Source organism: Streptomyces sp. PA03-6a (genome assembly GCF_033792765.1).
Taxonomy (GTDB): Bacteria; Actinomycetota; Actinomycetes; order Streptomycetales; family Streptomycetaceae; genus Actinacidiphila.
In genome coordinates, this window is record NZ_JARAVK010000132.1 from 1 (window position 1) to 25,396 (window position 25,396).

Consider the following 25,396-nt stretch of genomic DNA (forward strand, 5'->3'; position numbering starts at 1 on the left):
CGTGTCCTCCTCATGGAGACCCGGCCGCTGTCCGCGAGCAAGCGCTGGCGCGTCGTCGAGATCCTCGAGAAGGCCAAGTAGTACCGCTCGGCCGGCCGGCACGTAATTCCTGCGGGGGGTTCCCCGCAGGACGGTTCCGCCAGGCTCTCCGGGCCCGCCCCGGAGGGAACCGGCAGACGATCAGGAGAAAGACGTGATCCAGCAGGAGTCGCGACTGCGTGTCGCCGACAACACGGGCGCGAAGGAGATCCTTTGCATCCGTGTCCTCGGTGGCTCCGGTCGCCGCTACGCAGGAATCGGTGACGTCATCGTCGCCACCGTCAAGGACGCGATCCCCGGTGGCAACGTGAAGAAGGGCGACGTCGTCAAGGCGGTCGTCGTGCGCACCGTCAAGGAGCGCCGCCGTCCCGACGGTTCGTACATCCGCTTCGACGAGAACGCGGCCGTCATCCTCAAGAACGACGGTGACCCCCGCGGCACCCGTATCTTCGGCCCCGTGGGCCGGGAGCTGCGCGAGAAGAAGTTCATGAAGATCATCTCGCTCGCGCCGGAGGTGCTGTAACCGATGAAGATCAAGAAGGGCGACCTGGTCCAGGTCATCACCGGTAAGGACAAGGGCAAGCAGGGCAAGGTCATCGCGGCCTACCCGGCTGAGGACCGCGTCCTGGTCGAGGGTGTCAACCGGGTCAAGAAGCACACCAAGGCCGGCCAGACCGCCCGTGGTTCGAAGACCGGCGGCATCATCACGACGGAGGCCCCCGTCCACGTCTCCAACGTCCAGCTGGTCGTGGAGAAGGACGGCAAGAAGGTCGTGACCCGCGTCGGCTACCGCTTCGACGACGAGGGCAACAAGATCCGCGTTGCCAAGCGGACGGGTGAGGACATCTGATGACTGCCACCACTTCGCCTCGTCTGAAGGCGCGCTACCGCGAGGAGATCGCGGGCAAGATGCGTGACGAGTTCCAGTACGAGAACGTCATGCAGATCCCCGGTCTCACCAAGATCGTGGTCAACATGGGTGTGGGCGACGCCGCCCGCGACTCCAAGCTGATCGAGGGCGCGATCCGCGACCTCACCACGATCACCGGCCAGAAGCCGGCCGTCACCAAGGCCCGGAAGTCCATCGCGCAGTTCAAGCTGCGTGAGGGTCAGCCCATCGGCGCCCACGTCACCCTCCGCGGTGACCGCATGTGGGAGTTCCTGGACCGTCTGCTGTCGCTCGCGCTCCCGCGCATCCGCGACTTCCGCGGTCTGTCGCCGAAGCAGTTCGACGGCCGAGGCAACTACACCTTCGGTCTCACGGAGCAGGTCATGTTCCACGAGATCGACCAGGACAAGATCGACCGCACCCGGGGTATGGACATCACCGTGGTGACCACGGCGACCAACGACGCTGAGGGCCGCGCGCTCCTCCGTCACCTCGGCTTCCCGTTCAAGGAGGCGTGAGCCGTGGCGAAGAAGGCTCTTATCGCGAAGGCCGCCCGCAAGCCCAAGTTCGGCGTGCGTGGCTACACGCGCTGCCAGCGTTGTGGCCGTCCGCACTCCGTGTACCGCAAGTTCGGCCTGTGCCGCGTGTGCCTTCGTGAGATGGCGCACCGCGGTGAGCTGCCGGGCGTGACCAAGAGCTCCTGGTAACCACCAGGGGCTCTCGGTAAGCAGATGAGTGGCGGGAGCCCAGCCCTGCATACCGTAAGGTAGAAGGGTTGGGCGCCCGCCGCCCATGACCGTCTTACTACGCCGTAGGTCCCCGCGCCGCACCCGTCCCCAGTCTGATGGGGGAGAGGGATGGCGCATATAGGAAACCCCGGCGAGAGAGGCCTAAGGCCATCACATGACCATGACTGACCCGATCGCAGACATGCTGACGCGTCTGCGGAACGCGAACTCCGCGTACCACGACGAGGTCACCATGCCGTTCAGCAAGATCAAGTCGCACATCGCGGAGATCCTCCAGCAGGAGGGTTACATCACCGGCTGGAAGGTCGAGGACGCCGAGGTCGGCAAGAACCTCGTTCTCGAGCTGAAGTTCGGTCCGAACCGCGAGCGCTCGATCGCCGGCATCAAGCGCATCAGCAAGCCCGGTCTGCGGGTCTACGCAAAGTCCACCAACCTGCCGAAGGTGCTCGGCGGCCTGGGCGTGGCGATCATCTCCACCTCCCACGGGCTCCTCACCGACAAGCAGGCAAACAAGAAGGGCGTGGGTGGGGAAGTCCTCGCCTACGTCTGGTAGTCGGGAAACGGAGGTATAGCCATGTCGCGTATTGGACGGCTGCCCATCCCGGTTCCCGCCGGCGTGGACGTCACCATCGATGGCCGGACGGTCTCGGTGAAGGGCCCCAAGGGTTCCCTGACCCACACCGTTGCCGCGCCGATCGAGATCGTCAAGGGCGAGGACGGCACCCTGCAGGTGTCGCGTCCGAACGACGAGCGTCTGAACAAGGCCCTGCACGGCCTGTCGCGCACGCTGGTGGCGAACATGATCACCGGCGTGACCGCGGGCTACGTGAAGAAGCTCGAGATCAGCGGTGTCGGTTACCGCGTCCAGGCGAAGGGCTCCAGCCTGGAGTTCGCCCTGGGCTACAGCCACCCGATCGTCGTCGAGGCCCCCGAGGGCATCTCCTTCAAGGTCGAGAACCCCACCAAGTTCTCGGTCGAGGGCATCGACAAGCAGAAGGTCGGCGAGGTCGCCGCGAACATCCGCAAGCTGCGGAAGCCCGACCCGTACAAGGCCAAGGGCGTCAAGTACGAGGGCGAAGTCATCCGCCGCAAGGTCGGAAAGGCTGGTAAGTAAGCCATGGCATACGGTGTGAAGATCGCCAAGGGCGATGCTTACAAGGGCGCCGCCAAGAAGCGCCGCCACATCCGCGTCCGCAAGCGGATCTCGGGCACCGAGGCGCGTCCGCGCCTGGTCGTGACCCGCTCCAACCGCGGTATCACGGCACAGGTCATCGACGACCTCAAGGGCCACACCGTGGCGTCGGCGTCGCACCTGGACACCTCCATCCGAGGCGTCGAGGGTGACAAGACCGAGCAGGCCAAGAAGGTCGGCCAGCTGGTCGCCGAGCGCGCCAAGGCGGCCGGTGTCGAGACCGTCGTGTTCGACCGTGGTGGCAACCGGTACGCCGGGCGCATTGCCGCCCTTGCCGACGCCGCCCGCGAAGCCGGGCTCGGTTTCTGAGCCGGTTCCGTAGCTAGCGGAAACAGAGAGAGGTAATCCAATGGCTGGACCCCAGCGCCGCGGTGGCGGTGCCGGTGGCGGCGAGCGGCGGGACCGGAAGGGCCGTGACGGCGGCGCAGCTGCCGCCGAGAAGACCGCGTACGTTGAGCGCGTTGTCGCGATCAACCGCGTCGCCAAGGTTGTGAAGGGTGGTCGTCGCTTCAGCTTCACCGCGCTGGTCGTGGTGGGCGACGGTGACGGCACCGTGGGTGTCGGTTACGGCAAGGCCAAGGAGGTGCCGGCCGCCATCGCCAAGGGTGTTGAGGAGGCCAAGAAGCACTTCTTCAAGGTCCCCCGTATCCAGGGCACCATCCCCCACCCCATCCAGGGCGAGAAGGCCGCGGGCGTCGTCCTGCTCAAGCCTGCTTCCCCCGGTACGGGTGTGATCGCCGGTGGTCCGGTGCGCGCCGTTCTGGAGTGCGCCGGCATCCACGACGTCCTGTCGAAGTCGCTCGGCTCCGACAACGCGATCAACATCGTGCACGCCACGGTGGCCGCTCTCCAGGGCCTGCAGCGTCCCGAGGAGATCGCCGCCCGTCGTGGCCTGCCCCTCGAGGACGTGGCTCCCGCGGCTCTGCTCCGGGCGCGTGCTGGGGTGGGTGCGTAATGGCTCGCCTCAAGGTCACGCAGGTCAAGTCGTACATCGGCAGCAAGCAGAACCACCGTGACACCCTGCGTTCGCTCGGCCTGAAGCGGCTGAACGACGTTGTGGTCAAGGAGGACCGCCCGGAGATCCGCGGCATGGTCCAGACCGTCCGCCACCTCGTCACGGTCGAGGAGGTTGACTGACATGGGCACCGACAACACGTCGAACCCGCTGAAGGTCCACAACCTCCGTCCGGCCCCCGGTGCCAAGACCGCCAAGACCCGTGTGGGTCGTGGTGAGGCGTCCAAGGGCAAGACGGCCGGTCGTGGCACCAAGGGCACGAAGGCCCGCTACCAGGTTCCGGCACGCTTCGAGGGTGGGCAGATGCCCCTCCACATGCGTCTGCCGAAGCTCAAGGGCTTCAAGAACCCGTTCCGCACCGAGTTCCAGGTCGTGAACCTGGACAAGCTGACCGCGCTCTACCCCGAGGGTGGCGAGGTCACGGTGGCCGACCTGGTCGCCAAGGGTGCCGTGCGGAAGAACCAGCTCGTCAAGGTGCTGGGCACCGGCGAGATCTCCGTGGCGCTGCAGGTGACCGTCGACGCGGTCTCCGGCTCCGCCAAGGAGAAGATCACCGCTGCGGGCGGCTCGGTCACCGAGCTCGTCTGAGAGTGATGCCACATCCAGCCGGGGATGTTCCGCACTTTCGTGCGGGGCATCCCCGGTTGGTCATTCCGGGGACGGACGCTCGCCGGTAAGGTGGGCCCGGCTAGTCTTGCGGAGCCTGTGCGCTGACGCGGGTCAGGCAACCCCCAACGTTTTGCAGTTCGACCATTCGTAGCTTTCAACACCGTCACCTCCCGCCGAAGAAGCGGGGGGCGCAGGAGGCACCGTGCTCACCGCGTTCGCCCGGGCGTTCAGGACGCCCGACCTGCGCAAGAAGCTGCTGTTCACGCTGGGCATCATGATGCTGTTCCGGCTGGGAGCGCACATCCCGATCCCTGGGGTCGACTACCAGGTGGTCAACTCCTGCATCAAGGCGGTCGGCGGGAACCAGGGCCTCTTCGGCCTGGTGAACCTCTTCAGCGGCGGCGCGCTTCTGCAACTCACGATCTTCGCGCTCGGCATCATGCCGTACATCACCGCGAGCATCATCCTGCAGCTGCTCACCGTGGTCATCCCGCGCCTGGAAGCCCTCAAGAAGGAGGGCCAGGCCGGCCAGACCAAGATCACCCAGTACACGCGCTACCTCACCGTGGCGCTGGCGATCCTGCAGGGCACCGGCCTGGTGGCCACCGCCCGCTCCGGCAGCCTCTTCCAGCAGTGCCCCGACCGCTTCAACATCGTCCCCGACCAGTCGATCTTCACCACGATCACGATGGTCATCACGATGACCGCGGGTACCGCCCTCATCATGTGGCTGGGCGAGCTCATCACCGACCGCGGCATCGGCAACGGCATGTCGATCCTGATGTTCCTGTCGATCGCGGCCGGCTTCCCCGGCGCCCTCTGGGCGATCAAGAAGTCCGGGAAGATCGCGGACGGCTGGGTCGAGTTCGGCGCGGTCATCATGGTGGGTCTGGCGATGGTCGCCCTCGTCGTCTTCGTCGAGCAGGCGCAGCGCCGCATCCCCGTGCAGTACGCGAAGCGCATGATCGGCCGTCGTTCGTACGGAGGAACGTCCACCTACATCCCGCTGAAGGTGAACCAGGCGGGTGTGATTCCCGTCATCTTCGCGTCATCGCTCCTGTACATCCCGTCACTGGTCGTCCAGTTCAGTGGATCCACGTCTACCTGGGCAAACTGGGTCAGGGACAACCTGGTCAAGGGTGATCACCCGATCTACATCACCGCGTACTTCCTGCTGATTGTCTTCTTTGCCTTCTTCTACGTGGCCATCTCGTTCAACCCCGAAGAAGTCGCGGACAACATGAAGAAGTATGGTGGGTTCATCCCGGGCATCCGGGCTGGTCGTCCCACCGCGGAGTACCTCAGCTACGTGCTCAACCGCATCACGTGGCCGGGCGCGATGTACCTGGGTCTGATCGCCTTGGTGCCCACCGTGGCGCTGGTGCTGTTCAACGCGAACCAGAACTTCCCGTTCGGCGGGACGAGCATCCTGATCATCGTGGGTGTCGGCCTGGAGACCGTGAAGCAGATCGAGAGCCAGCTTCAGCAGCGTAACTACGAAGGGTTCCTCCGCTGATGCGCATCGTCCTCGTCGGGCCCCCCGGGGCCGGCAAGGGTACGCAGGCTGCGTACCTTGCCAGGAACCTGTCGATCCCGCACATCTCCACGGGCGACCTCTTCCGGGCGAACATCAGCCAGGGCACGGAGCTGGGCCGCAAGGCCCAGGAGTACATGGACGCCGGCCGGCTGGTACCCGACGAGATCACCATCGGCATGGCCAAGGACCGCATGCTGCAGCCGGACGCCGGGAACGGCTTCCTGCTCGACGGCTTCCCGCGGAACGTGGGCCAGGCGCAGGCGCTCGACAAGATCCTCGCCGAGGCCGGGATAGCGCTGGACGCGGTGCTGGACCTCGAGGTCCCCGAGGAGGAGGTCGTCAAGCGCATCGCCGGTCGCCGGCTGTGCCGCAAGAACGGCAGCCACGTCTTCCACGTGGTGTACAACCCTCCGGCCGATGCCGGCGTCTGCGACGAGTGCGGCGGCGAGCTGTACCAGCGGTCGGACGACACCGAGGAGAAGGTGCGGGTCCGGCTGGAGGAGTACCACAGCAAGACCGAGCCGATCATCGACTACTACAAGCAGCAGGGCCTGGTGCGCACCATCTCGGCCCTGGGCAAGGTCGCCGAGGTGACCAAGCGGGCGATGGACGCGCTGCACGACAAGAAGGACTCGGGCGACAGCGCCGCCTGAGCACATGCGTGACCGGTACGGCCGCGGTGTCCCCCAGGACCCCGCGGCCGTACCGTTGAGGTATCCGGTGGGACGAAGGAAGGCCAGGACCGATGGTGGAGATCAAGAGCCCCGAGCAGATCGCGAAGATGCGCGCGGCCGGCCTGGTCGTCGCCGCGATCCACGAGGCCACCCGTGAGGCGGCCGTCCCGGGGGCCACCACCAAGGACCTGGACGACGTGGCCCGCAAGGTCCTCGCCGACCACGGGGCCAAGCCGAACTTCCTGGGGTACGGCGGTTTCCCCGCCACGATCTGCACCTCCGTGAACGACGTCGTCGTCCACGGCATCCCGGACACCGCGACCGTCCTGAAGGACGGCGACGTCATCTCGATCGACTGCGGCGCGATCGTCGACGGCTGGCACGGCGACGCCGCCTACACGGCGTTCGTGGGCAGCGGCCACGCTCCGGAACTGGTGGAGCTCAGCCGGGTGACCGAGGAGTCCATGTGGGCCGGCATCGCCGCCTTCCGCAAGGGCGACCGGCTGGTCGACATCTCCCGTGCCATCGAGACGTACATCCGCCGGCAGCCGAAGCCCGGCGGCGGCAAGTACGGGATCATCGAGGAGTACGGCGGCCACGGCATCGGTTCGCAGATGCACATGGACCCCCACCTGCTGAACTACGTGTCCCGCAAGCGCGGCAAGGGCCCCCGCCTGGTGCCCGGCATGTGCCTGGCCATCGAGCCGATGGTCAGCCTCGGCACCCCCCTCACCCACGTCCTCGAGGACGAGTGGACGGTCAAGACCGACGACGGCACCTGGTCCTCGCACTGGGAGCACTCCGTCGCGCTCACCGAGGAGGGCCCGCTGGTCCTGACCGCCCGCGACGGCGGCAAGGCCAAGCTGGCGGAGTACGGGATCACGGCCGCGCCGGACCCGCTCGCCTGAGCGCCCCGTCCGCCGCGCTTACCGATCATCTTTCGCGGGCATACACCCCGGATTCGTCTTTCCAGATCGGCTGACGTAGACTGTCACGTCGGCCCGCGTATGCCTTCAGGCATGCCAAAAGCCGACCAAGGTAGCCGATCCCGAAAGCAGGACATGGCCAAGAAGCAAGGCGCCATCGAAATCGAGGGCACCGTGATCGAGTCTCTGCCGAACGCTATGTTCAAGGTGGAGCTGCAGAACGGTCACAAGGTCCTCGCGCACATCAGTGGCAAGATGCGCATGCACTACATCCGCATCCTTCCCGATGACCGGGTCGTTGTGGAGTTGTCCCCTTACGACCTCACGCGCGGACGGATCGTCTACCGCTACAAGTAGATCTCAAGACCCGGAGAACCTGACATCCCATGAAGGTCAAGCCGAGCGTCAAGAAGATCTGCGACAAGTGCAAGGTGATCCGCCGTCACGGCCGGGTCATGGTCATCTGCGACAACCTGCGCCACAAGCAGCGCCAGGGCTGACGCACGCCGACCTGCACCTCGCAGTTCTTCGCGCGACGCGAAACACATGTACATACGCAGCGCCCGTCCGGCCGGAACGCTCCGGCTGACGGCACCTCCGGCGGGGGCCGGAGACCTGATCCGTACCTGGTACGGCGGTCAGGAACGGCGCTGTGGAAGACCCCCGGACACCAACAGGAGCCATTGAATGGCACGCGTTTCAGGTGTCGACATCCCGCGCGAGAAGCGTGTGGAGGTCGCCCTCACCTACGTCTTCGGCATCGGCCGCACCCTGGCCAAGGAGACCCTCGCCGCCACCGGCGTGAACCCGGACACCCGGGTCCGCGACCTGGACGAAGAGGACCTGGTCAAGATCCGCGAGTACGTGGACGCCAACATCAAGACCGAGGGTGACCTCCGTCGCGAGATCCAGGCGGACATCCGTCGCAAGGTCGAGATCGGCTGCTACCAGGGCCTGCGCCACCGTCGCGGCCTGCCGGTCCACGGCCAGCGGACCCACACCAACGCCCGCACCCGCAAGGGCCCGCGTCGCGCCATCGCCGGCAAGAAGAAGCCGGGCAAGAAGTAGTCCTCAGCGGACGCTCGTCAGCGGTCTTCGCTGTAGGACCGACCACCTCCACCGGGAGTAACCACATATGCCTCCGAAGGGCCGTCAGGCCGGCGCCAAGAAGGTGCGCCGCAAGGAGAAGAAGAACGTCGCTCATGGGCACGCCCACATCAAGAGCACGTTCAACAACACCATCGTTTCGATCACGGACCCGTCCGGCAACGTGATCTCCTGGGCCTCTGCCGGCCACGTCGGCTTCAAGGGCTCGCGCAAGTCGACCCCGTTCGCCGCGCAGATGGCCGCCGAGTCGGCCGCGCGTCGCGCGCAGGAGCACGGCATGCGCAAGGTCGATGTGTTCGTCAAGGGCCCCGGCTCCGGCCGTGAGACCGCGATCCGCTCCCTCCAGGCCACCGGCCTCGAGGTCGGCTCGATCCAGGACGTCACTCCGACCCCGCACAACGGATGCCGCCCGCCGAAGCGCCGGCGCGTCTGATCAGCAATCCGCTGAGCAGGTAGGAGACAAACAGGAATGGCGCGTTACACCGGGGCCGACTGCAAGCGTTGCCGTCGGGAGAAGCAGAAGCTCTTCCTCAAGGGGAGCAAGTGCGAGAGCGCGAAGTGCCCGATCGAGATCCGTCCTTACCCCCCGGGTGAGCATGGACGCGGGCGCACCAAGGACAGCGAGTACCTGTTGCAGATGCGCGAGAAGCAGAAGTGCGCGCGCATCTACGGTGTCCTTGAGAAGCAGTTCCGCGGGTACTACGTGGAGGCGAACCGCAGGTCCGGCAAGACCGGTGAGAACCTGCTCCGCATCCTGGAGTCCCGGCTGGACAACGTGGTCTACCGGGCGGGCTTCGCCAAGTCGCGTGATCATGCGCGGCAGCTGGTCCGTCACGGCCACTTCCTCGTGAACGGCGTCAAGACCGACATCCCGTCGGCCCGTGTCGTCGCGAACGACATCGTCGAGGTCCGCGAGTCCTCCCGTAACCTGACGCCCTTCGCGGTGGCCCAGGGGGAGGCCGGCGAGAGGACCGTCCCGGCCTGGCTGGAGGCGATCCCCTCGCGTCTGCGGATCCTCGTGCACAACCTGCCCGAGCGCCCGGTCATCGACACCCAGGTGCAGGAGCAGTTGATCGTCGAGCTCTACTCGAAGTAGCAGCGCTCACGGTCCCGGGCGGTGCGGTGCTCCTGGCGCCGCGCCGCCCGTACCCTTGAAGCCTCGGCATCAAATAGTGGGTGCCGAAGACTGGAGGCATCACCCCATGCTGATCGCTCAGCGCCCTTCGTTGGCCGAAGAGGTCGTCGACGAGTTCCGTTCCCGGTTCGTGATCGAGCCGCTGGAGCCGGGCTTCGGCTACACCCTCGGCAACTCGCTCCGCCGTACGCTCCTCTCCTCGATCCCGGGTGCCGCCGTCACCTCGATCCGGGTCGACGGCGTCCTGCACGAGTTCACCACCGTGCCGGGTGTCAAGGAGGACGTCACCGACCTCATCCTCAACATCAAGCAGCTCGTCGTCTCCTCGGAGCACGACGAGCCCGTCGTGATGTACCTGCGCAAGCAGGGCCCGGGTGTGGTCACCGCCGCCGACATCGCGCCCCCGGCCGGTGTCGAGGTGCACAACCCCGACCTCGTCCTGGCCAGCCTGAACGGCAAGGGCAAGCTGGAGATGGAGCTGACCGTCGAGCGCGGTCGCGGCTACGTCTCGGCCGTCCAGAACAAGCAGCAGGGCCAGGAGATCGGCCGCATCCCGGTCGACTCCATCTACAGCCCGGTGCTCAAGGTCACCTACAAGGTCGAGGCGACTCGTGTCGAGCAGCGCACCGACTTCGACAAGCTGATCGTCGACGTCGAGACCAAGCAGGCCATGCGTCCCCGCGACGCGATGGCCTCGGCCGGCAAGACCCTGGTCGAGCTGTTCGGGCTCGCCCGCGAGCTCAACGTCGACGCCGAGGGCATCGACATGGGCCCGTCCCCCACGGACGCCGCCCTGGCGGCGGACCTCGCGCTGCCGATCGAGGAGCTCGAGCTCACCGTCCGTTCCTACAACTGCCTCAAGCGTGAGGGCATCCACTCCGTGGGTGAACTCGTGGCGCGCTCCGAGGCCGACCTGCTCGACATCCGCAACTTCGGTGCGAAGTCGATCGACGAGGTCAAGGCGAAGCTGGCCGGCATGGGCCTGGCCCTGAAGGACAGCCCGCCCGGATTCGACCCGACCTCCGCCGCCGACACCTTCGGTGCGGACGACGACGTCGACGCCGGTTTCGTGGAGACCGAGCAGTACTGATCTGACTGCCCCCAGGCGTCCGCCTGGGGGGCCTGACACCGGTACCTGACACGGCCGGTGCAGAGATTGAGGAGAAACACCATGCCGAAGCCCGCCAAGGGTGCCCGTCTGGGCGGCAGCGCCGCGCACGAGCGTCTGCTTCTCGCGAACCTCGCGAAGTCGCTGTTCGAGCACGGTCGCATCACCACCACCGAGGCCAAGGCGCGCCGTCTGCGTCCGGTCGCGGAGCGCCTGATCACCAAGGCGAAGAAGGGCGACATCCACAACCGTCGCCTGGTACTGCAGACGATCACGGACAAGGGCATCGTCCACACGCTCTTCACCGAGATCGCCCCGCGGTACGAGAACCGCCCGGGTGGTTACACCCGCATCACCAAGATCGGTAACCGCCGCGGCGACAACGCGCCGATGGCCGTCATCGAGCTGGTGGAGGCGCTGACCGTGGCCCAGCAGGCCACGGGTGAGGCGGAGGCCGCGACCAAGCGCGCGGTCAAGGAGGCCGAGGCCAAGACCGAGGCTCCGGCCGAGGTCGAGGACAAGGCCGAGGCCACCGAGGCTCCGGCCGAGGAGTCCAAGGACGCCTGACGTCCTGACCGGACGGGCCCGCACCCAGATCTCTGGGGGCGGGCCCGTCCGCGTGTTTGAGAGGATCTGCGGGTGAGTGTGGCGAGCGATGAGGTGGAGCCCGGGTACGTCCGGGTGCGGCTGGACCTGGCGTACGACGGGGCCGAGTTCTCCGGCTGGGCGAAGCAGCGCAACCGGCGGACCGTGCAGGGGGAGCTGGAGTCGGCCCTGCGGACGGTGCTGCGGCTGCCCGAGCCGGTCGAGCTGACCGTCGCCGGGCGTACGGACGCGGGTGTGCACGCCCGTGGGCAGGTCGCGCACGTCGACCTGCCGGAGGACGTCTGGGCGGCGGAGGGCGGCAAGCTGCTGCGCCGGCTGGCGGGACGGCTGCCCTGGGACGTACGGGTGTGGAAGGTCTCGCAGGCCCCGGCCGGCTTCAACGCGCGCTTCTCCGCGATCTGGCGCCGCTACGCCTACCGGGTCGGCGACCACCAGGGCGGGGTCGACCCCCTGCTGCGGGGGCACGTGCTGTGGCACGACCGGCCGGTGGACGTCGACCTGATGAACGAGGCGGCGCGCAAGCTCCTCGGCGAGCACGACTTCGCGGCCTACTGCAAGAAGCGGGAGGGCGCGACGACCATCCGCACCCTCCTGGAACTGCACTGGGAGCGGGACGCCTCCGGGCTGGCGGTGGCGACCGTACGGGCGGACGCCTTCTGCCACAACATGGTGCGCGCCCTGGTCGGGTCGATGCTGCTGGTCGGCGACGGCCACCGGCCGGCCGGTTTCCCCGGGGAGGTCCTGGCGGGACGGGTCCGGCACTCCGCGGTCAACGTGGTGCGGCCGCACGGGCTGACCCTGGAGGAGGTCGGCTACCCGGCGGACGAGCTGCTGGCCGCGCGCAGCCGCGAGGCCCGCAACATGCGTACCCTGCCGCTGCCGCGCGCCTGAGGGGCGGCGCCGCCGCGCACCGGGCCGCCGCCGGCCGGTGCGTTCATCTGCGGCGCCGCAGTGCCGCGACCACCTGAGTGAGGACGTAGCCCGAGCCCAGGGACGTCAGCACCAGCGGGACCGGGCGGAGGCGGTCGTGGAAGGCGCCCCACCAGGAGAAGCAGGCGGCCGGGACGAGCAGCAGCAGGTAGAGCGCGCGCATCGCCCACCAGCGGGCGGGGAGGCGCACCGGCGTGCCCCGCGGGGGGAGCGGCATCGCGCCCGTCTCGGTGGTGAGGGTGTCCCTGACCCCGGAGAGGAAACCGCGCGGGGCGAGCACCCGGGCGCCGGGCACCCCGTCGAGCGCGGCCGGACGCTCCCCGAAGCCCTCCGGCAGCACCGGCAGTCCCAGTGCCGCCACCGTGTCCGCGAGCCGCCGCCCCGGGGCGTCCATGGCGCGCAGCAGCGCCGTGAGGGGCCGTGCGTCGTGGACGCCGTAGGCCGCGGCGAAGGCGGCGGCCGTGGCGCCGGCGGCGTCCAGGGAGGGTACGGGCGCCCCCGGTGCCCACTCGTGCGCGGCGACCTTCCTGCCCCTGGCGTACAGCGTGATCCCGTACCGGTCGCCCGAGCGCTGCAGGACGACCGCGGGCCACTTCTCGCCCGCCGTGAACAGGTCGACCGCGCCCGCCAGACTGCCTTGCCCGGTCAGCTCGACATGGGTGAAGCCCGCTCCCGCCGGGGCCAGCCGCAGCCCGGTCCGGCACAGCAGTGCCGCCTGCGCGACGGCGGTGAGCGGTGCGGAGGCCACCGCCAGGGCACGCGGCGCCCAGTCGGGGGTGCCGGCCGGTACGGGGACCGCGGGCGGGGTGCCGAAGAACGGCGTGCGGGTGGCGACCTGCATCCGCACCCCGGTGCGGAAGTCCAGGAACTCCTGGCGGGGGTCCGCGCCCAGGTGGGCCCAGGGGAAGCTGGTGGCGTGCACGCCGATGTCGCGGAAGACGCGCAGCGCCTCCTCCCAGCGGCCCGCGCGCATCAGCATCAGCGCCAGGTGGTTGCGGAACCCCGCAGCCTCCGGGTCGCCGGGGTCGTACCAGCCGGACAGCTCCAGGGCGCGGTCCACGGCGGCGGCGATGCGGGCGGGCTCGACGGCGTCCGCGCCAAAAGCGTCGTCGGCGGCGGGTCCGCCCGAGACGATCTCGTACTCGACGGCCGCGAGCAGCGGCAGTGAGTTGATCTTCGAGCCGGGCAGTGCCTCCTCGGCGGCCTGCTCGGCGAAGTCGAACATCTCGCGGTGGGTGCCGTACCACTTGGCGCACAGGTACTGCAGGGCGGAGGCGTGGCAGCCGTAGTGGTGCGGGGCGCGCTCGACGGCCTCGGTCCAGTACGCGTCGAAGATCTCCCGCGAGGACTGCATGCCGCGCGCGTGGGTGAGGGCGACGCGCCACGGCACGGGGTCGGCGGGGTTGAGCTCGGCGGCGGCGCCGATCACCGGCACTGCGTCCTTGAGCAGCGCGAAGAAGGCCTTGAACTGCTCCGGCGAGACCTCGGAGGCGCGGGCGCCGCTGCGTATCTCCCAGGCCTGGAGGACGCACAGGTCGGCCTTGACCAGCGCCGCGTCCGGGTCCTCGGGCGCGGCGGCGAGCCAGGCGTCCAGCCACCCGGGGTTGTGGAGCGCGAACTGCGCCAGCTCGCAGACGTAGGTGTCGCGCAGTTCCCACTGGCAGCCCAGCCGGGTCGCGGACAGCAGCTCCCGGGCGGGCCCGTGGTCGCCGGTGCCCGCCGCAGCGAGCGCGCCGCGCAGCGGGACGCCGGGGACGTCCAGGAGGACGGCCTCGTCCGGTGGCAGGCCGGCCCCGACGGCCGCGCCGTGGCGGAGCATGCGGGGCAGGGTCAGCAGCGTACGCAGGGAGGGCATGGGCGGGGTCAGCAGGCCGGCGGGCCGGCCTCGGCGGGGCAGCGGCCGGAGCCGACGGAGCGGACCCGTCCGAGGAGCACGTGGCGCCGCTCCCGGGGGACGACCGGGACGCCCTGCCGTCCCGGCGGTGCGGTCCATCCCTCGTCCGGGTGGTACGGCTGCAGCGGCCCGTCAGTCATGGCGCGGATTCTATAGAGGAGAAAACCAGTTTGGCGGCGGGCGACCGTGCTACGAGAATCCACAGCATGGGACATGTGGACGTTGCGCATCTGGAGTACTACCTGCCGGACGGCCGGGTGTTGCTGGGCGACGTCTCGTTCCGGGTGGGCGAGGGCGCCGCGGTGGCCCTCGTCGGGGCGAACGGCGCCGGCAAGACGACCCTCCTGCGGCTGATCTCCGGTGAGTTGAAGCCGCACGGCGGCACGGTCACGGTGAGCGGCGGGCTGGGGGTCATGCCGCAGTTCGTCGGCTCGGTGCGGGACGACCGCACCGTGCGGGACCTGCTGGTGTCCGTGGCGACGCCGCGGATCCGCGCGGCCGCCGCCGCGGTCGACGCCGCCGAGCTGGAGATCATGGCGCAGGACGACGAGGCCGCCCAGCTGGCCTACGCGCAGGCGCTCAGCGACTGGGCCGAGGCCCGCGGCTACGAGGCCGAGACGGTCTGGGACATGTGCACCACGGCCGCGCTGGGCGTCCCGTACGAGCGGGCCCAGTGGCGCGAGGTGCGGACGCTGTCGGGCGGCGAGCAGAAGCGGCTGGTGCTGGAGGCGCTGCTGCGCGGCACCGACGAGGTGCTGCTGCTGGACGAGCCGGACAACTACCTCGACGTCCCCGGGAAGCGCTGGCTGGAGGAGCAGCTGCGGCAGACCAGGAAGACGGTGCTGTTCGTCTCCCACGACCGGGAGCTGCTGGCCCGCTCCGCCGAGAAGATCGTCAGCGTCGAGCCGGGACCGGCCGGCTCGGACGTGTGGGTGCACGGCAGCGGCTTCGCCACGTACCACGAGGCGCGGCGCGAACGCTTCGCCCGCTTCGAGGAGCTGCGACGGCGCTGGGAGGAGGAGCACGCCCGGCTGAAGAAGCTCGTGCTGACCCTCCGTCAGCAGGCGGCGATCAGCCCCGACATGGCCTCCCGCTACCGGGCAGCGCAGACCCGGCTGCGCAAGTTCGAGGAGGCGGGGCCGCCGCAGGAGCCGCCGCGCGAGCAGGACATCCGCATGCGGCTGTCCGGCGGGCGCACCGGCATGCGCGCCGTCACCTGCGGGCGGCTGGAGCTGACCGGGCTGATGAAGCCGTTCGACCTGGAGGTCTTCTACGGGGAGCGGGTGGCCGTCCTCGGTTCGAACGGCTCGGGCAAGTCGCACTTCCTGCGGCTGCTGGCCGGCGACCCCGGCGTACGGCACACGGGGGAGTGGAAGCTGGGCGCGCGGGTTGTGCCGGGGCACTTCGCGCAGACGCACGCGCACCCGGAGCTGGCGGGGCGCACCCTCGTCGACATCCTGTGGACCGAGCACGCCCGCGACCGCGGCAAGGCGATGTCCGCCCTGCGGCGCTACGAGCTCGACCGGCAGGGCGACCAGCGCTTCGACCAGCTGTCGGGCGGGCAGCAGGCGCGCTTCCAGATCCTGCTGCTGGAGCTGGCCGGGGCGACGGCACTGCTGCTGGACGAGCCGACCGACAACCTGGACCTGGAGTCGGCGGAGGCGCTGCAGGAGGGGCTGGAGGCGTTCGACGGGACCGTGCTCGCGGTGACGCACGACCGCTGGTTCGCCCGCAGCTTCGACCGGTACCTGGTCTTCGGTGCGGACGGGGTCGTCCGGGAGGCGCCGGAACCGGTGTGGGACGAGACGCGGGTCGCGCGGGAGCGCTGACCGGGGTCCCGGGCCGGGCCCGGGGCCGGCGCCCCCGAGGCGGGCGTGCGGGCGGGGGCGGCCGGTGCGGGCACGCCCCCGCACCGGCTGTTTTGACCCGAACGGGCAGCCGCGGGTATTCTGCAGGTTCGTTATGCGTATTGGCTTGCTCGTTCTCACGTGAGAGGCCGCTACGCCGGTCCACCGGGCCGATGACCAGCGTTCACCTCGCGGTATGCGTCGCCGCAGGGTGACAGGGCTGTCGTGATCGTCCGGGTGGCCTTGTCAGTACCCACTCACTGAAGAAGCGAAGGCTACGACCGTGCGTACGTTCAGCCCCAAGCCCGGCGATGTCCAGCGCCAGTGGCACGTCATTGACGCGCAGGACGTCGTCCTGGGCCGTCTGGCGTCCCAGACCGCGTCCCTCCTGAGGGGCAAGCACAAGCCGATTTATGCGCCCCACGTCGACACCGGTGACTTCGTCATCATCATCAACGCCGACAAGGTGCACCTCTCCGGTAACAAGAAGCAGCAGAAGCTGGCCTACCGCCACTCGGGCTTCCCGGGCGGTCTGCGTTCCGTCCGCTACGACGAGCTGCTCGACAAGAACCCCGAGAAGGCCATCGAGAAGGCCGTCAAGGGCATGCTGCCCAAGAACAGCCTGGGCCGCCAGATGCTCTCCAAGCTGAAGGTGTACGCGGGTGCCGAGCACCCGCACGGTGCCCAGCAGCCGGTTCCGTTCGAGATCAGCCAGGTCGCGCAGGGCTAGTCCCGGCCACCACCGATACACAGAAAGCATCTGAGGAGCATCGTGGCCGAGACCACCCCTGAGACCCCTCTCGTCGAGGACGGCGAGATCGTGGAGACCATCGAGATCCCGGAGGAGTACACCTCCGAGTCCCTCGCCTCCCGCTTCGGCGAGCCGCAGCCGGCCGCCGGCACGGGCCGCCGCAAGGAGTCCGTCGCCCGCGTCCGGATCATCCCGGGCTCCGGCAAGTGGACGATCAACGGTCGCACCCTTGAGGAGTACTTCCCCAACAAGGTGCACCAGCAGGAAGTCAACGAGCCGTTCAAGATCCTTGAGCTCGACGGCCGTTACGACGTCATCGCCCGCATCAACGGAGGCGGCATCTCCGGCCAGGCCGGTGCGCTGCGCCTGGGCGTCGCCCGTGCGCTGAACGAGGCGGACGTCGACAACAACCGCGGCCCGCTCAAGAAGGCCGGCTTCCTGACCCGCGACGCTCGCGAGATCGAGCGCAAGAAGGCCGGTCTGAAGAAGGCCCGCAAGGCGCCGCAGTACAGCAAGCGCTAAGCATCACGCGCGCGCTGCACTGCACGTACGCCCCGGAGGCACTTTGTGCGTCTCCGGGGCGTACGCATTCCGGGGGGTATAGACGTATAACCGGATGGACGCCCGGCGAGTACGGGGCGGAGCACGGCAACATCTCGGAGGTAACGACGTGGGACGACTCTTCGGTACGGACGGTGTGCGCGGTGTCGCGAACGCGGATCTGACGGCCGAGCTCGCGCTCGGACTGTCGGTCGCGGCGGCGCACGTGCTCGCCGAGGCGGGCACGTTCGAGGGCCACAAGCCGGTGGCCGTGGTGGGACGGGATCCGCGCGCGTCCGGAGAGTTCCTGGAGGCCGCGGTGGTGGCCGGGCTCGCCAGCGCCGGCGTCGACGTGCTGCGGGTGGGCGTGCTGCCGACCCCGGCCGTGGCCTACCTCACCGGCGCGCTCGGCGCGGACCTGGGCGTGATGCTCTCCGCGAGCCACAACCCGATGCCCGACAACGGCGTCAAGTTCTTCGCCCGGGGCGGCCACAAGCTCGCGGACGAGCTCGAGGACCGCATCGAGTCCGTCTACGAGGAGCACCGCACCGGCGCCCCCTGGGACCGCCCCACCGGCGCCGGCGTGGGCCGCGTGCGCGAGTACGACCAGGGCTTCGACCAGTACGTCGCCCACCTGATCGGCGTCCTGCCGAACCGCCTGGACGGCCTGAAGATCGTCCTGGACGAGGCCCACGGCGCTGCCGCCCGCGTCTCCCCCGAGGCCTTCGCCCGGGCCGGCGCCGAGGTGGTCACCCTCGGTGCCCAGCCGGACGGCCTCAACATCAACGACGGCTGCGGTTCCACCCACCTGGACCTGATCAAGGCCGCCGTCATCGAACACGGCGCGGACCTCGGCATCGCCCACGACGGCGACGCCGACCGCTGCCTGGCCGTGGACCACCAGGGCAACGAGGTCGACGGCGACCAGATCCTGGCCGTCCTGGCCGTCGCCATGCGCGAGGCGGACCGGCTGCGGAAGAACACCGTCGTCGGCACCGTCATGTCCAACCTGGGCTTCAAGCTCGCCATGGAGCGCGAGGGCATCGAGCTGATCCAGACCGCCGTCGGCGACCGCTACGTGCTGGAGTCGATGAAGGAGCACGGCTACGCGCTGGGCGGCGAGCAGTCCGGCCACGTGATCATCCTCGACCACGCCACCACCGGCGACGGCACCCTCACCGGCCTCATGCTGGCCGCCCGGGTCGTCTCCACCGGCCGTTCGCTGGCCGAGCTGGCCACCGTCATGGAGCGGCTGCCGCAGGTCCTGGTCAACGTCCGGGACGTCGACCGGAGCCGTGTCGGGTCCTCCAGCGAGCTGTCCGCCGCCGTGGCCGAGGCGGAGGCCGAGCTCGGCAGCACCGGCCGCGTGCTGCTGCGCCCCTCCGGCACCGAGCCGGTGGTCCGCGTCATGGTCGAGGCCGCCGACATCGACCACGCCCGCTCGGTGGCCGGCCGGCTCGCCGACGTCGTGAAGTCCGCGCTCGGCTAGTCCGACGACGCGCCCGGCACCGTACGCCGCCGCCTGCGCTGCATCGCCCAGAAGCCCTTCTGGGCGAGCAGCGTCAGGACGCCCGCGATGACGATGCCCGCCAGGTTGACGCCCAGTTGCGCCGAGGAGCCCCACAGCTCGCGGTAGTCGCCGTAGGTCAGGGCGAGGGCGGCGTTGGCGGCCGCCGGGACGGTGGTCACCGAGATCGCCACGCCGACCAGGGCGCCGGACTTGGCGGAGGTCAGCGAGAGGATCCCGGCGATCCCGGCGAGGAACGCCACCACGAAGGAACTGGCGTCCGGCTGCCAGATGAAGGCGGTCGACGGATGCGGCGCCGTGAAGTCGGCCACGCCGAAGACGCCCAGGACGTCCATCAGGTAGGCGAAGCCGCCGGTGAGCACCATCGCCACCGGGAAGCCCACCAGCAGCGCCACCAGTGAGCGCCGGGCCAGCCGCCCCTGGCGCTGGACCAGACCGGTGCACACCCCCGCCAGCGGGCCGAACTCCGGGCCGACCACCATCGCGCCGACGATCAGGATCGCGCTGTCGAGCATCACGCCGCAGGCCGCCAGCATCGTCGCCAGGGCCAGGAACGCCAGATAGGTGACGGTGAGGGTGGACTCCTCGTGGGTCGCGTCGGTCAGCGACTCCCACAGCACGGCGTCCGCGCCCTCCCCGGGCGCGTCCTCCTCGGCCTTCTCGGCGCGGGCCGACAGCGACAGGTCGATGTGCTCCACCGCGATCGAGCCCGTGTCGGCGACGCCCATGCGCCGCAGGGCCCGCAGCAGTTCGTCGCCCGCCTCGCGCGCCACGTCGCACATGACGATGTCCCCGCGCGGGTTGCGGGCCGCTCCGGGCAGCACGGCGACGTGGGTGGCGCCGACGGTCCCCTCGACGAGGGACACGACCTCGTCGGTGCTCCCCTGCGGGACGATCATCCGGAGATGCAGCATGCGGGGCAGGCTACCCGGCGGCCGGTGGACTACAGCTTGCGCAGGGAGAGTTTCTGCACCTTGTGGTCGGGGCCCTTGCGCAGGATCAGGGTCGCGCGGCCGCGGGTGGGCAGCACGTTCTCCAGCAGGTTGGGCTGGTTGATGGCGCGCCAGGTGTGGCGGCCGTACTCCATGGCCTCCGCCTCGGAGACCTCGGTGTAGCGGTGGAAGTACGACAGCGGGTCCTGGAAGGCGGTCTCGCGCAGCTTGCGGAAGCGCGCCAGGTACCACTGCTCGATGTCCTCGGTGCGCGCGTCCACGTACACGCTGAAGTCGAAGTAGTCGGCGAGCGCGACCCGGGTGCGGCCGTCCTTGCCCGGCAGGGCGGGCTGCAGGACGTTCAGGCCCTCGACGATGAGGATGTCCGGGCGCCGGACGACCAGCTCATCGTCGGGCACGATGTCGTAGATCAGGTGCGAGTAGACGGGCGCGCGCACCTCGTCCTTGCCGGCCTTCACGTCGGCCACGAAGCGCGTCAGGGCGCGCCGGTCGTACGACTCGGGGAAGCCCTTGCGGGACATCAGCCCGCGGCGCTGGAGCTCGGCCTTGGGGAGCAGGAAGCCGTCGGTGGTGACCAGTTCCACCCGCGGGTGCTCCGGCCAGCGGGCGAGCAGCGCCTTCAGGATGCGCGCGGTGGTCGACTTGCCGACCGCGACGCTGCCGGCGACCCCGATGACGAAGGGCGTGCCGGCCTGCGAGCCGTGGCCCTCCCCGGTGTCGTCGAGGAAGGTGTTGACGGCGCCGCGCAGTCCGTGGGTGGCGCCGACGTAGAGGTTGAGCAGCCGCGACAGCGGCAGGTAGACGTCGATCACCTCGTCCAGGTCGATGACGTCGCCGAGACCGCGCAGGCGCTCGACCTCGTCCGCGGTGAGCGGCAGCGGCGTGCGGTCGCGCAGCGCGCTCCACTCGGCCCGCGTCAGGTCGACGTACGGCGTGGGCTCGGCGCGGCGGCGCGTCGGGTGGGGGGAAATCGTCGGCGGCACGGATTCATTGTTGCGCCGCGGTGAACGGCGCTCACGCCGGGGTCGGCCGGGCCGGCGCCGGCGCCGTCGTCAGCGGTATGTCAGCCCGTTGTCAGTGGCGTCCGGGACAGTGGTGCGCAACGGAGCAACACCGAGCGAACCATGACGGGGAGGACATCGCGGATGAGTTACGCGATCCAGGCGGAGGGCCTGGTCAAACGCTTCAAGGAGACCACGGCCCTGGCCGGCGTGGACCTGGCCGCGCGCAGCGGCACGGTGCTCGGCGTGCTCGGCCCCAACGGGGCGGGGAAGACCACGGCGGTGCGCATCCTGGCCACCCTGCTGCGGCCGGACGCCGGCCGGGCGCTCGTCGGCGGCCACGACGTGGTGCGGGAGGCCGGCGCCGTACGCGGGCTCGTCGGTCTCACCGGGCAGTACGCGGCCGTGGACGAGATGCTCACCGGCCACGAGAACCTGCTGATGATCGCCCGGCTGCTGGGCCTGCCGCGCCGTGAGGCCCGCGCCCGGGCGACGCGGCTGCTGGAGGAGTTCCGGCTCGCCGACGCCGGCGGCCGGGCCGCCAAGACGTACTCCGGCGGCATGCGGCGCCGCCTCGACCTCGCCGCCAGCCTGGTCGGCCGGCCGCGGGTGCTCTTCCTCGACGAGCCCACCACCGGCCTGGACCCGCACAGCCGCAACGAGCTGTGGGACATCGTCCGCGGCCTGGTCGGGGACGGTACGACGGTGCTGCTGACCACGCAGTACCTGGAGGAGGCCGACCAGCTCGCCGACGACATCGCGGTGATCGACCGCGGCCGGGTGATCGCCGAGGGCACGCCCGACGGGCTCAAGGAGCAGGTCGGCGGCCAGGTCCTGCAGGTGCGGCCGATGGCCGCGGCGGAGCTGGAGAAGGTCCACGCGATGGTCTCGGTGGTCGCCGGGCCCGCCACGAAGATCGAGTCCGGCCTGGTCACCGCCGCGGTGAACGACCCGGAGCTGATGCCCGCCGTCGTACGGCGGCTGGACGAGGCCGGCGTTCGGGTGAGCGAGCTCACGCTGCGCCGCTCCAGCCTCGACGAGGTGTTCCTGTCCCTCACCGGGCACCGCGCGGTGGAGGAGACGACGACGGACGAGGACAAGACGGAGGCCCTGGTATGAGCGCCGTGACCGTGGACGTGATGCCGGTCGCCAAGGTCCGGCTCCGGGACGGGCTGCAGCAGACCTGCACGCTCGCCTGGCGCAACCTGGTGCAGATCAAGCACAACCCGATGGAGCTGATGGACCTCAGCGTCCAGCCCGTCATGTTCGTGCTGCTCTTCACCTACGTCTTCGGCGGCCAGATGGCCGGCTCGCCGGACGCCTACCTGCAGTACGCGCTGCCCGGGATCATCGTGCAGAACGCCCTCTTCGCGACCATGAACACCGCGATGGGCCTCAACATCGACCTCACCAAGGGCGTCCTGGACCGGTTGCGCTCGCTGCCGATCGCCCGTTCCGCGCCGCTCATGGGGCGGGTCGTGGCGGACCTCGGCAAGCAACTGTGGTCGCTGCTGCTGATGCTGGGCCTGGGTGTGCTCATGGGCTTCGACGTGGACGGCGGCGTGTCCGGCGTACTGGGCGCGGCGGGCCTGCTGCTGGCCTTCGCGGTCGCCATGTCCTGGATGACGCTGCTGATCGGGATGCTGGTCTCCGAGCCGGAGAAGGTGATGACCTTCGGCTTCGTGCTGGTCATGCCGCTCACCTTCACCTCCAGCGCCTTCGTGCGCGCGGACACCATGCCCGGCTGGCTCAGGGCGTGGGCGGACGTGAACCCGGTCACCCGCCTGGCCGACGCCGTACGGGGGTTGATGACCGGCTCCGGTGCGGTCGCCGGACCGGTCATGTGGTCGCTGCTGTGGGCCGCGGGGATCGCGGTGGTCTTCGTCCCGCTGGTGATGCGCGCCTACCGCGCGCGCAGCTGAACGCGCTCCCGGGATGCCCCGGACCGTCCCGGTCCGGGGCCCACCGGCGTCCGCCGTCGGGTTCGACGTCCGCCGTCCGCCGCCTAGAGTTCTTCCCATGTGCGGAATCGTTGGATACGTGGGCGGCCAGTCCGCCCTCGACGTCGTCATCGCGGGTCTGAAGCGCCTGGAGTACCGGGGGTACGACTCGGCGGGCGTCGCCGTCCTCGCCGACGGCGGGCTCGCCGCGGCCAAGAAGGCCGGGAAGCTCGCCAACCTCGAGAAGCTGCTGGACGAGCGTCCGCTGCCGAGCGGCCCCGCCGGGATCGGGCACACCCGCTGGGCCACCCACGGCGGCCCCACGGACGCCAACGCGCACCCGCACCTGGACAACGCGGGCCGGGTCGCCGTCGTCCACAACGGCATCATCGAGAACTTCGCCGCCCTGCGCGCCGAACTCGCCGAGCGCGGCCACGACCTGCTCTCCGAGACCGACACCGAGGTCGTCTCCCACCTCCTCGCCGAGGCCTACTCCTCCACCGGGGACCTCGCCGAGGCCATGCGCCAGGTCTGCGGCCGCCTCGACGGCGCCTTCACCCTGGTGGCCGTCCACGCCGACGAGCCGGACGTCGTGGTCGGCGCCCGCCGCAACTCCCCGCTCGTCGTGGGCGTCGGCGACGGCGAGAACTTCCTCGCCTCCGACGTCGCGGCCTTCATCGCGTACACCCGCGAGGCCATCGAACTCGGCCAGGACCAGGTCGTGGAGCTGCGCCGCGAGGGCGTCACCGTCACCGACTTCGAGGGCAAGCCCGCCGACGTCCGGCCGTACCACATCGACTGGGACGCCTCCGCCGCCGAGAAGGGCGGCTACGACTACTTCATGCTCAAGGAGATCGCCGAGCAGCCCAAGGCCGTCGCCGACACGCTGCTGGGCCGGATCGACGCGAGCGGCCTGCTGACGCTCGACGAGGTACGGATCCCCGCCTCCGTGCTGCGCGAGGTCGACAAGATCGTCATCGTCGCCTGCGGCACCGCCTTCCACGCCGGAATGATCGCCAAGTACGCGATCGAGCACTGGACCCGCATCCCCTGTGAGGTGGAGCTCGCCAGCGAGTTCCGCTACCGCGACCCGATCCTGGCCCCGCGCAGCCTGGTGGTCGCCATCAGCCAGTCCGGCGAGACCATGGACACCCTCATGGCCCTGCGGCACGCCCGCGAACAGGGCTCCAAGGTGCTGGCCATCTGCAACACCAACGGCTCCACCATCCCGCGCGAGTCCGACGCGGTGCTCTACACCCACGCCGGCCCCGAGGTCGCCGTCGCCTCCACGAAGGCGTTCCTCACCCAAGTCGTCGCCTGCTACCTCGTCGCCCTCTACCTGGGCCAGGTGCGCGGCACGAAGTGGGGCGACGAGATCCTCGCCGTCATCCGCGAGCTCTCCCAGATCTCCCGTCAGGTCGAGCAGGTCCTGGAGACCATGGAGCCGGTCCGCGAACTGGCCCGGTCCCTCAAGGACAAGAACACCGTCCTCTTCCTCGGCCGCCACGTGGGCTACCCCGTCGCCCTGGAGGGCGCGCTCAAGCTCAAGGAACTCGCCTACATGCACGCCGAGGGCTTCGCCGCCGGCGAGCTCAAGCACGGCCCCATCGCGCTGATCGAGGAGGACCTCCCCGTCGTCGTGGTCGTGCCGTCGCCGCGCGGGCGCTCGGTGCTGCACGACAAGATCGTCTCCAACATCCAGGAGATCCGGGCCCGCGGCGCACGCACCATCGTCATCGCGGAGGAGGGCGACGAGTCCGTCGTCCCCTACGCCGACCACCTGGTGCGGGTGCCGCAGACCCCGACGCTGCTGCAGCCGCTGGTCGCGACCGTGCCGCTGCAGGTCTTCGCGTGCGAACTGGCCACGGCCCGCGGCAACGAGGTCGACCAGCCGCGGAACCTCGCGAAGTCCGTCACGGTCGAGTGAGCACGCCGTGATCATCGGGGTGGGCATCGACGTCGCCGAGATCGACCGCTTCGAGCAGTCCCTGGAGCGCACGCCCGGCCTGGCCGAGCGGCTCTTCCTCCCCGGCGAGCTCCACCTCCCCAGTGGGGCCCGCCGGGGCGGCGCCTCCCTCGCGGCGCGGTTCGCCGCGAAGGAGGCGGTCGCGAAGGCGCTGGGGGCGCCCGGGGGGCTGCACTGGTCGGACGCGGAGGTCGTCACGGAGGATTCGGGGCAGCCGCGGCTCATCGTCCGGGGGACGGTGGCGGCGCGGGCCGAGCAGTTGGGGGTGCGGACGTTCCACATCTCGCTCAGCCACGACGCGGGGGTCGCGTCCGCGGTGGTCGTCGCCGAGGGCTGACCCGGTCCGGGCGACGTTCTGTGGGGCCCGGTTGTCGTGTGCGGCGCGGTTGTGGTTGCGGTTGGGGGTTTCCCCGCCCTCCCTCCCTCCCCCAGCCTTCGGCCGGGGGGACCCCCACAGCGC

At 69.8% G+C, this 25,396-nt stretch carries 33 protein-coding genes and 1 pseudogene; 30 read left to right on the top strand and 4 right to left on the bottom strand.

Annotation, left to right across the window (positions count from 1 at the left end; all coding sequences use genetic code 11):
• The 22 genes and pseudogenes from PV350_RS27785 to truA form a co-directional block, all read left to right on the top strand.
• A pseudogene (locus tag PV350_RS27785) lies at positions 1–81 on the top strand (30S ribosomal protein S17); the annotation flags it as partial.
• Positions 82–193: 112 nt separating this feature from the next.
• Entirely contained in the window at positions 194–562 is a 369-nt protein-coding gene (gene rplN, locus PV350_RS27790; RefSeq protein ID WP_055718836.1) for a 50S ribosomal protein L14, read from the top strand.
• A 3-nt stretch (positions 563–565) separates the two neighbouring features.
• Complete coding sequence (gene rplX / locus PV350_RS27795) at positions 566–889, top strand: 50S ribosomal protein L24 (protein ID WP_431944472.1); 324 nt, start codon at positions 566–568, stop codon at positions 887–889.
• A complete protein-coding gene (gene rplE, locus PV350_RS27800; protein ID WP_018558880.1) occupies positions 889–1,446 on the top strand; it encodes a 50S ribosomal protein L5 in 558 nt (185 codons plus the stop codon). Before rplX ends, rplE begins: the two co-directional genes overlap by 1 nt.
• Positions 1,447–1,449: 3 nt before the next feature.
• Complete coding sequence (locus PV350_RS27805; protein ID WP_003948630.1) at positions 1,450–1,635, top strand: type Z 30S ribosomal protein S14; 186 nt, start codon at positions 1,450–1,452, stop codon at positions 1,633–1,635.
• A gap of 196 nt (positions 1,636–1,831) precedes the next feature.
• Entirely contained in the window at positions 1,832–2,230 is a 399-nt protein-coding gene (gene rpsH, locus PV350_RS27810; protein WP_326572868.1) for a 30S ribosomal protein S8, read from the top strand.
• Between the two features lie 21 nt (positions 2,231–2,251).
• The gene (gene rplF / locus PV350_RS27815) at positions 2,252–2,791 is read left to right on the top strand and encodes a 50S ribosomal protein L6 (protein ID WP_499513427.1); all 540 of its coding nucleotides are present in this window, start codon (positions 2,252–2,254) and stop codon (positions 2,789–2,791) included.
• Positions 2,792–2,794: 3 nt separating this feature from the next.
• On the top strand, positions 2,795–3,178 hold the full coding sequence (gene rplR, locus PV350_RS27820) for a 50S ribosomal protein L18 (RefSeq protein ID WP_499513428.1): 384 nt from the start codon (positions 2,795–2,797) through the stop codon (positions 3,176–3,178).
• Positions 3,179–3,218: 40 nt separating this feature from the next.
• Entirely contained in the window at positions 3,219–3,824 is a 606-nt protein-coding gene (gene rpsE / locus PV350_RS27825) for a 30S ribosomal protein S5 (RefSeq protein ID WP_319658494.1), read from the top strand.
• The gene (gene rpmD / locus PV350_RS27830; RefSeq protein ID WP_087927574.1) at positions 3,824–4,006 is read left to right on the top strand and encodes a 50S ribosomal protein L30; all 183 of its coding nucleotides are present in this window, start codon (positions 3,824–3,826) and stop codon (positions 4,004–4,006) included. The genes rpsE and rpmD overlap by 1 nt, the downstream gene beginning before the upstream one ends.
• A 1-nt stretch (position 4,007) precedes the next feature.
• A complete protein-coding gene (gene rplO, locus PV350_RS27835) occupies positions 4,008–4,472 on the top strand; it encodes a large ribosomal subunit protein uL15 (RefSeq protein ID WP_499513429.1) in 465 nt (154 codons plus the stop codon).
• A 223-nt stretch (positions 4,473–4,695) separates the two neighbouring features.
• On the top strand, positions 4,696–6,009 hold the full coding sequence (gene secY / locus PV350_RS27840; RefSeq protein ID WP_499513430.1) for a preprotein translocase subunit SecY: 1,314 nt from the start codon (positions 4,696–4,698) through the stop codon (positions 6,007–6,009).
• Positions 6,009–6,683 carry an adenylate kinase gene (locus PV350_RS27845; protein WP_499513431.1) on the top strand — a complete coding sequence of 225 codons (675 nt, stop codon included), beginning with the start codon at positions 6,009–6,011 and terminating at the stop codon, positions 6,681–6,683. Before secY ends, PV350_RS27845 begins: the two co-directional genes overlap by 1 nt.
• Positions 6,684–6,775: 92 nt before the next feature.
• Positions 6,776–7,612 carry a type I methionyl aminopeptidase gene (gene map, locus PV350_RS27850; protein WP_499513432.1) on the top strand — a complete coding sequence of 279 codons (837 nt, stop codon included), beginning with the start codon at positions 6,776–6,778 and terminating at the stop codon, positions 7,610–7,612.
• Positions 7,613–7,765: 153 nt separating this feature from the next.
• On the top strand, positions 7,766–7,987 hold the full coding sequence (gene infA, locus PV350_RS27855; RefSeq protein ID WP_003956442.1) for a translation initiation factor IF-1: 222 nt from the start codon (positions 7,766–7,768) through the stop codon (positions 7,985–7,987).
• Between the two features lie 29 nt (positions 7,988–8,016).
• Positions 8,017–8,130 (top strand): 50S ribosomal protein L36, encoded by a 114-nt coding sequence (rpmJ, locus tag PV350_RS27860; protein WP_003956441.1) that lies wholly within the window; start codon positions 8,017–8,019, stop codon positions 8,128–8,130.
• A gap of 187 nt (positions 8,131–8,317) precedes the next feature.
• Positions 8,318–8,698 (top strand): 30S ribosomal protein S13, encoded by a 381-nt coding sequence (gene rpsM, locus PV350_RS27865; protein ID WP_499513433.1) that lies wholly within the window; start codon positions 8,318–8,320, stop codon positions 8,696–8,698.
• A 67-nt stretch (positions 8,699–8,765) separates the two neighbouring features.
• Positions 8,766–9,170, top strand: a complete 405-nt coding sequence (gene rpsK / locus PV350_RS27870; RefSeq protein ID WP_018558890.1) for a 30S ribosomal protein S11 — start codon at positions 8,766–8,768, stop codon at positions 9,168–9,170.
• Positions 9,171–9,206: 36 nt separating this feature from the next.
• Complete coding sequence (gene rpsD / locus PV350_RS27875) at positions 9,207–9,833, top strand: 30S ribosomal protein S4 (RefSeq protein ID WP_499513434.1); 627 nt, start codon at positions 9,207–9,209, stop codon at positions 9,831–9,833.
• 106 nt (positions 9,834–9,939) lie between these two features.
• Positions 9,940–10,962 (top strand): DNA-directed RNA polymerase subunit alpha, encoded by a 1,023-nt coding sequence (locus PV350_RS27880; protein ID WP_499513435.1) that lies wholly within the window; start codon positions 9,940–9,942, stop codon positions 10,960–10,962.
• Between the two features lie 81 nt (positions 10,963–11,043).
• The gene (gene rplQ / locus PV350_RS27885) at positions 11,044–11,547 is read left to right on the top strand and encodes a bL17 family ribosomal protein (protein ID WP_499513436.1); all 504 of its coding nucleotides are present in this window, start codon (positions 11,044–11,046) and stop codon (positions 11,545–11,547) included.
• A gap of 72 nt (positions 11,548–11,619) precedes the next feature.
• Positions 11,620–12,477, top strand: a complete 858-nt coding sequence (gene truA, locus PV350_RS27890) for a tRNA pseudouridine(38-40) synthase TruA (RefSeq protein WP_500336703.1) — start codon at positions 11,620–11,622, stop codon at positions 12,475–12,477.
• Positions 12,478–12,520: 43 nt separating this feature from the next.
• Here truA and PV350_RS27895 read toward each other — a convergent pair whose 3' ends face one another.
• Both PV350_RS27895 and PV350_RS27900 read right to left on the bottom strand, forming a co-directional pair.
• The gene (locus tag PV350_RS27895; protein ID WP_500336705.1) at positions 12,521–14,371 is read right to left on the bottom strand and encodes a hypothetical protein; all 1,851 of its coding nucleotides are present in this window, start codon (positions 14,369–14,371) and stop codon (positions 12,521–12,523) included.
• A gap of 8 nt (positions 14,372–14,379) precedes the next feature.
• Positions 14,380–14,550 carry a hypothetical protein gene (locus tag PV350_RS27900; protein WP_500336707.1) on the bottom strand — a complete coding sequence of 57 codons (171 nt, stop codon included), beginning with the start codon at positions 14,548–14,550 and terminating at the stop codon, positions 14,380–14,382.
• Positions 14,551–14,616: 66 nt separating this feature from the next.
• On the opposite strand from PV350_RS27900, the gene PV350_RS27905 reads away from it, so the two are divergent.
• The 4 genes from PV350_RS27905 to glmM all read left to right on the top strand — a co-directional run bounded on the left by PV350_RS27905 (position 14,617) and on the right by glmM (position 19,037).
• Entirely contained in the window at positions 14,617–16,239 is a 1,623-nt protein-coding gene (locus PV350_RS27905) for an ATP-binding cassette domain-containing protein (RefSeq protein WP_499513440.1), read from the top strand.
• A gap of 301 nt (positions 16,240–16,540) precedes the next feature.
• Positions 16,541–16,987, top strand: a complete 447-nt coding sequence (rplM, locus tag PV350_RS27910; protein WP_089229083.1) for a 50S ribosomal protein L13 — start codon at positions 16,541–16,543, stop codon at positions 16,985–16,987.
• A 42-nt stretch (positions 16,988–17,029) separates the two neighbouring features.
• Positions 17,030–17,530: a 30S ribosomal protein S9 gene (rpsI, locus tag PV350_RS27915; protein WP_319140461.1), complete on the top strand. Its 501-nt coding sequence runs from the start codon at positions 17,030–17,032 to the stop codon at positions 17,528–17,530.
• Between the two features lie 148 nt (positions 17,531–17,678).
• Entirely contained in the window at positions 17,679–19,037 is a 1,359-nt protein-coding gene (gene glmM / locus PV350_RS27920; protein ID WP_499513441.1) for a phosphoglucosamine mutase, read from the top strand.
• Here glmM and PV350_RS27925 read toward each other — a convergent pair.
• Together PV350_RS27925 and coaA are read right to left on the bottom strand one after the other, a co-directional pair.
• A complete protein-coding gene (locus PV350_RS27925; RefSeq protein WP_499513442.1) occupies positions 19,034–19,990 on the bottom strand; it encodes a DUF389 domain-containing protein in 957 nt (318 codons plus the stop codon). The two genes, glmM and PV350_RS27925, sit on opposite strands and share 4 nt — an antisense overlap.
• A gap of 29 nt (positions 19,991–20,019) precedes the next feature.
• Complete coding sequence (gene coaA, locus PV350_RS27930; RefSeq protein ID WP_500336710.1) at positions 20,020–21,012, bottom strand: type I pantothenate kinase; 993 nt, start codon at positions 21,010–21,012, stop codon at positions 20,020–20,022.
• 162 nt (positions 21,013–21,174) lie between these two features.
• On the opposite strand from coaA, the gene PV350_RS27935 reads away from it, so the two are divergent.
• From PV350_RS27935 to PV350_RS27950, 4 genes are all read left to right on the top strand, one after another.
• Positions 21,175–22,149, top strand: a complete 975-nt coding sequence (locus tag PV350_RS27935) for an ATP-binding cassette domain-containing protein (protein WP_499513444.1) — start codon at positions 21,175–21,177, stop codon at positions 22,147–22,149.
• Positions 22,146–22,952, top strand: a complete 807-nt coding sequence (locus tag PV350_RS27940) for an ABC transporter permease (protein ID WP_500336712.1) — start codon at positions 22,146–22,148, stop codon at positions 22,950–22,952. Before PV350_RS27935 ends, PV350_RS27940 begins: the two co-directional genes overlap by 4 nt.
• A gap of 97 nt (positions 22,953–23,049) precedes the next feature.
• The gene (gene glmS, locus PV350_RS27945) at positions 23,050–24,897 is read left to right on the top strand and encodes a glutamine--fructose-6-phosphate transaminase (isomerizing) (RefSeq protein WP_499513446.1); all 1,848 of its coding nucleotides are present in this window, start codon (positions 23,050–23,052) and stop codon (positions 24,895–24,897) included.
• Between the two features lie 7 nt (positions 24,898–24,904).
• Positions 24,905–25,273, top strand: a complete 369-nt coding sequence (locus PV350_RS27950; RefSeq protein WP_499513447.1) for a holo-ACP synthase — start codon at positions 24,905–24,907, stop codon at positions 25,271–25,273.
• The last annotated feature ends 123 nt before the right edge of the window (positions 25,274–25,396 follow it).

What these genes read in the sequence shown, in the direction of transcription:
- rplX (WP_431944472.1), top strand. Translation starts at nt 566, where the DNA reads ATGAAGATCAAGAAGGGCGACCTGGTCCAGGTCATCACCGGTAAGGAC.
- rplE (WP_018558880.1), top strand. Translation starts at nt 889, where the DNA reads ATGACTGCCACCACTTCGCCTCGTCTGAAGGCGCGCTACCGCGAGGAG.
- rpsH (WP_326572868.1), top strand. Translation starts at nt 1,832, where the DNA reads ATGACCATGACTGACCCGATCGCAGACATGCTGACGCGTCTGCGGAAC.
- rplF (WP_499513427.1), top strand. Translation starts at nt 2,252, where the DNA reads ATGTCGCGTATTGGACGGCTGCCCATCCCGGTTCCCGCCGGCGTGGAC.
- rplR (WP_499513428.1), top strand. Translation starts at nt 2,795, where the DNA reads ATGGCATACGGTGTGAAGATCGCCAAGGGCGATGCTTACAAGGGCGCC.
- rpsE (WP_319658494.1), top strand. Translation starts at nt 3,219, where the DNA reads ATGGCTGGACCCCAGCGCCGCGGTGGCGGTGCCGGTGGCGGCGAGCGG.
- rpmD (WP_087927574.1), top strand. Translation starts at nt 3,824, where the DNA reads ATGGCTCGCCTCAAGGTCACGCAGGTCAAGTCGTACATCGGCAGCAAG.
- rplO (WP_499513429.1), top strand. Translation starts at nt 4,008, where the DNA reads ATGGGCACCGACAACACGTCGAACCCGCTGAAGGTCCACAACCTCCGT.
- PV350_RS27845 (WP_499513431.1), top strand. Translation starts at nt 6,009, where the DNA reads ATGCGCATCGTCCTCGTCGGGCCCCCCGGGGCCGGCAAGGGTACGCAG.
- map (WP_499513432.1), top strand. Translation starts at nt 6,776, where the DNA reads ATGGTGGAGATCAAGAGCCCCGAGCAGATCGCGAAGATGCGCGCGGCC.
- infA (WP_003956442.1), top strand. Translation starts at nt 7,766, where the DNA reads ATGGCCAAGAAGCAAGGCGCCATCGAAATCGAGGGCACCGTGATCGAG.
- rpmJ (WP_003956441.1), top strand. Translation starts at nt 8,017, where the DNA reads ATGAAGGTCAAGCCGAGCGTCAAGAAGATCTGCGACAAGTGCAAGGTG.
- rpsM (WP_499513433.1), top strand. Translation starts at nt 8,318, where the DNA reads ATGGCACGCGTTTCAGGTGTCGACATCCCGCGCGAGAAGCGTGTGGAG.
- rpsK (WP_018558890.1), top strand. Translation starts at nt 8,766, where the DNA reads ATGCCTCCGAAGGGCCGTCAGGCCGGCGCCAAGAAGGTGCGCCGCAAG.
- rpsD (WP_499513434.1), top strand. Translation starts at nt 9,207, where the DNA reads ATGGCGCGTTACACCGGGGCCGACTGCAAGCGTTGCCGTCGGGAGAAG.
- PV350_RS27880 (WP_499513435.1), top strand. Translation starts at nt 9,940, where the DNA reads ATGCTGATCGCTCAGCGCCCTTCGTTGGCCGAAGAGGTCGTCGACGAG.
- rplQ (WP_499513436.1), top strand. Translation starts at nt 11,044, where the DNA reads ATGCCGAAGCCCGCCAAGGGTGCCCGTCTGGGCGGCAGCGCCGCGCAC.
- PV350_RS27895 (WP_500336705.1), bottom strand. Translation starts at nt 14,371, where the DNA reads ATGCCCTCCCTGCGTACGCTGCTGACCCTGCCCCGCATGCTCCGCCAC.
- PV350_RS27900 (WP_500336707.1), bottom strand. Translation starts at nt 14,550, where the DNA reads ATGACTGACGGGCCGCTGCAGCCGTACCACCCGGACGAGGGATGGACC.
- PV350_RS27905 (WP_499513440.1), top strand. Translation starts at nt 14,617, where the DNA reads ATGGGACATGTGGACGTTGCGCATCTGGAGTACTACCTGCCGGACGGC.
- PV350_RS27925 (WP_499513442.1), bottom strand. Translation starts at nt 19,990, where the DNA reads ATGCTGCATCTCCGGATGATCGTCCCGCAGGGGAGCACCGACGAGGTC.
- PV350_RS27935 (WP_499513444.1), top strand. Translation starts at nt 21,175, where the DNA reads ATGAGTTACGCGATCCAGGCGGAGGGCCTGGTCAAACGCTTCAAGGAG.
- PV350_RS27940 (WP_500336712.1), top strand. Translation starts at nt 22,146, where the DNA reads ATGAGCGCCGTGACCGTGGACGTGATGCCGGTCGCCAAGGTCCGGCTC.
- glmS (WP_499513446.1), top strand. Translation starts at nt 23,050, where the DNA reads ATGTGCGGAATCGTTGGATACGTGGGCGGCCAGTCCGCCCTCGACGTC.